Here is a 3,265-nt window from a genome sequence, read left to right as displayed (position 1 = left end):
CTATTTTTGCTTAATTCTGTAAATTCACAATCTGTTCGGTTTAAAGTAATGTACAAATATAGTAAACTAAGAGGTACGGATATGTATGTTAGGGATGATATGGATGCAGGGTAGTTTTTTAGAGGTTGTTGTACTTTCACTTCTGCTTGTAACATTGGGGTGGATGAGTTTTTGGCGCAATGGACGTTCCATTCCTGGACCGTTACGTTTTTTTTATATAACAATTTTTATACTCATCTCTATGCTTGCTGCGTTGCAGTTTGCTAGGTGGAATACCTTTCGAGAGAGTATTGATTTTTCTATATTTGTTTTAATACTGGTTTCGTTGATTCTTCTCACCTTTAGATGGAGAAAGAGCGTCTTTTGGAGTGAGGAGATGAATAATGTAGATGAGCGGTATCAGCAGGTAATTGAAAATACGCCGAATCCCATTTTCATTGAGGTGGATGGAAAGATTACCTATGTGAATGCTGCGGGAATCAGGCTACTTGGGGCAAATTACATTGATGATATCCTCGGAAAACGTGTAGACTCTTTTCTTAAACGTAACGATAAACAAGGAGAGTCTTATTCTGATGGAGAAAAAACGTGGCGTTTTTCCGAAGAGTTGGTATATAAAAGAAACGGATTTGCGATTGTTGAAATGTTTGTGAGAGATATTGTGTACCAAGGCGTTCCTGGTGTGAAATATGTGATGAATGATATTACCGAGGAGCGGGAGACGGAGCAGAAGCTGGAGGCTTTTTTCACAAATGCCGCTGATCCGATGTTTATTATGGATTTGAATCAACATATTGTGCAGATGAATCCTGCGTTTGGAAGTTTTCTTGGACATGTGGAGAAGGAATTAAAAGGACAACCTGCTTACATCTGGTTCGATGTAGAGAAGTCTGCTGCTGAGGATATTTTTAATCAGATTGTAACGGGTTCGGTTATGCGCGGGATGGATACGAGTGTGAAGAGAGATGATGGATCGGTTGTGCCAGTAAGTGTTACGCTTTCACCGATTCGGAACCGAGATAATCAGGTTACGATGGTTTCGGTTGTAATACGGGATATGACGGTGCAGAAGAAATATGAGCTGGCTTTACAGGAAAGTGAAAATCGTCACCGAATTATCGCGGAGCATTCTAGCGATTATACGATAATGATTACACCATCTTTGGTCACTACATATGTTTCCCCGTCGATTACAGGTGTATTGGGTTATACGCCGATGGAATCGATGTCCATGTCGTTCTTTTCCTTGATTCATCCGGAGGATCTTTCTTTGGTGCGAGAGAAAATGGATGATGTCTTGCGCAAAAGGGAGTCGGTTCTTCTTGAATATCGTATTCTCAGTAAGCAACAAGTATGGATATGGCTCGAAGTTCGAATGATTCCGGCAGTAGATGATCAACAAAATTTAGATTATATTATTATATTATCGAAGGATATTCGGGAACGTAAATCGTATGAGGAACATTTGAAAAGTATGGCATTTATTGACGGGTTAACCGGGATTGCGAATCGCCGTTCCTTTTCGCATCAGATCCAGCATTATCTAAAGAGTGAAACAACATTTGCCCTTTTCTATTTGGACTTTGATCATTTTAAATGGATTAATGATACCTTTACCCATGAATATGGCGACCTGTTTTTGAAAGAGGTTGCCCACCGGTTACAAATGGTCATTCGCAATAATGATTTTGCTGCACGTCTTGGCGGAGATGAATTTGCGTTACTTCTTCCTAATTTGCGGGAGGAAGAAGTAGAAGTAATTGCGAAGCGAATTGTCCTTGCCTTTCAAGGTCCGATTATATTTCAAGATAATTCGATTGTTTCTACCGTTTCACTTGGAATAGCTATGTTCCCGTGTGATGGAACGACAGAAGATGAACTTCTTCGCCACGCTGATTCTGCCTTGTATTATGTGAAAGCGAAGTCCGGAAATAATTATCACTTCTATAATTACAGTGATAAGATCAATCGAAGAAAGAAACTAGGTATGGATTTGCCAGTGGCAATTGAAAAAGGGGAATTTATGCTTGTATATCAGCCACAATTGGATTTGTATGATGGCTCGATTTTAGGCATGGAAGCCTATATGCGTTGGCAGCATCCTGACTATGGTCTCATTACTTGGCTTGAACTAACGTCTCTTGCAGAAGAAGAAGGGCTTATAGCAGATACAACACTTTGGATGTTGCAGGAAGCGATGTCAAAAATTCATTCGTGGAATGATGCCTTTCACTTGAAAATGAAACTAGCTGTGCGGTTGTCCCCTCAGTTACTTAATAGTAGCTTGTTTACCGAGAAAGTAATACAACTGTTGCAAGATATGCAGTTTGCGTCTGATCAACTTATCGTTGAGGTGACAGAGGAAGCTTTAATTAGTAGCCCGGATATGGGGATGACATTTTTAACTGCCATGAAACGCTGCGGTGTTATGGTAGCTCTTGAAAACTTTGGGACGGATTTTTGCTCTCTTTGTAATATGGTACAATTACCAATTCAGTTACTGAAATATAATAAGAGTTATATTTATAATATTAAACGGAACCTAGCGAATAAGAAGCTTCTCGATTCTATTGCTGAGCTAGGAAATAGCTTAGGAATTTCTGTCTTGGCTGAAGGAGTGGAAGAGCAGGAGCAATGTTCTTTCCTTACGCGAATAAACGGTGAGAATGTGCGAGGATTCTACTATAGTAATCCATTGTCCCCGTGTGAGGTAGAAAAGTGGATAAAGCAGCATTTGTGTGAAAAAGAATTGGTCTAATAAAAAAAGAAGCCCGTCAATGTATAGAAGGCCACTGAAACGTATTATTTTCAGTGGTCTTCTTTATAACTGGAAAAAAGTAGATCTAATTGTGCCCGCTCACTGAGAAAAAGCAAGTCGGTGGTAACAAAAGAAGTCCGTTTGTGCCCGCTGACGGAAAAAAAGGAAGTTGGCGGTAACAAAAGAAGTCCGATTGTGCCCACTCACGGAAAAAGAGCAAGTCGGCGGTAACAAAAGAAGTCCGTTTGTGCCCGCTGACGGAAAAAGAGCAAGTCAGCGGTAACAAAAGAAGTCCGTTTGTGCCCGCTCACGGGAAAAAAGCAAGCTAGTGGTAACAAAGGGCCTGCACGATAAGGTACCATCGTACTTATTTTTCGAATGCCATGCTTTTTCAGTTCCCTCCATGTGAACGTGGCCTTCTTTTTCCTTCTATACTTATGCTAGTTGTGCTATAAATGCTTTTGCCACGCTTATGGTTGATTGCGGATTTTGACCGGTAATGAGTTT

At 40.4% G+C, this 3,265-nt stretch carries 1 protein-coding gene; it reads left to right on the top strand.

Annotated elements, in window-relative coordinates:
* The first annotated feature begins 103 nt into the window (after window positions 1-103).
* On the top strand, window positions 104-2,758 hold the full coding sequence (locus tag AC11ZT_RS05720; RefSeq protein WP_484058681.1) for an EAL domain-containing protein: 2,655 nt from the start codon (window positions 104-106) through the stop codon (window positions 2,756-2,758).
* Window positions 2,759-3,265 lie beyond the last annotated feature (507 nt).

This window comes from Ectobacillus sp., assembly GCF_056992975.1.
This window is presented reverse-complemented; position numbering and strand designations above follow the sequence as displayed.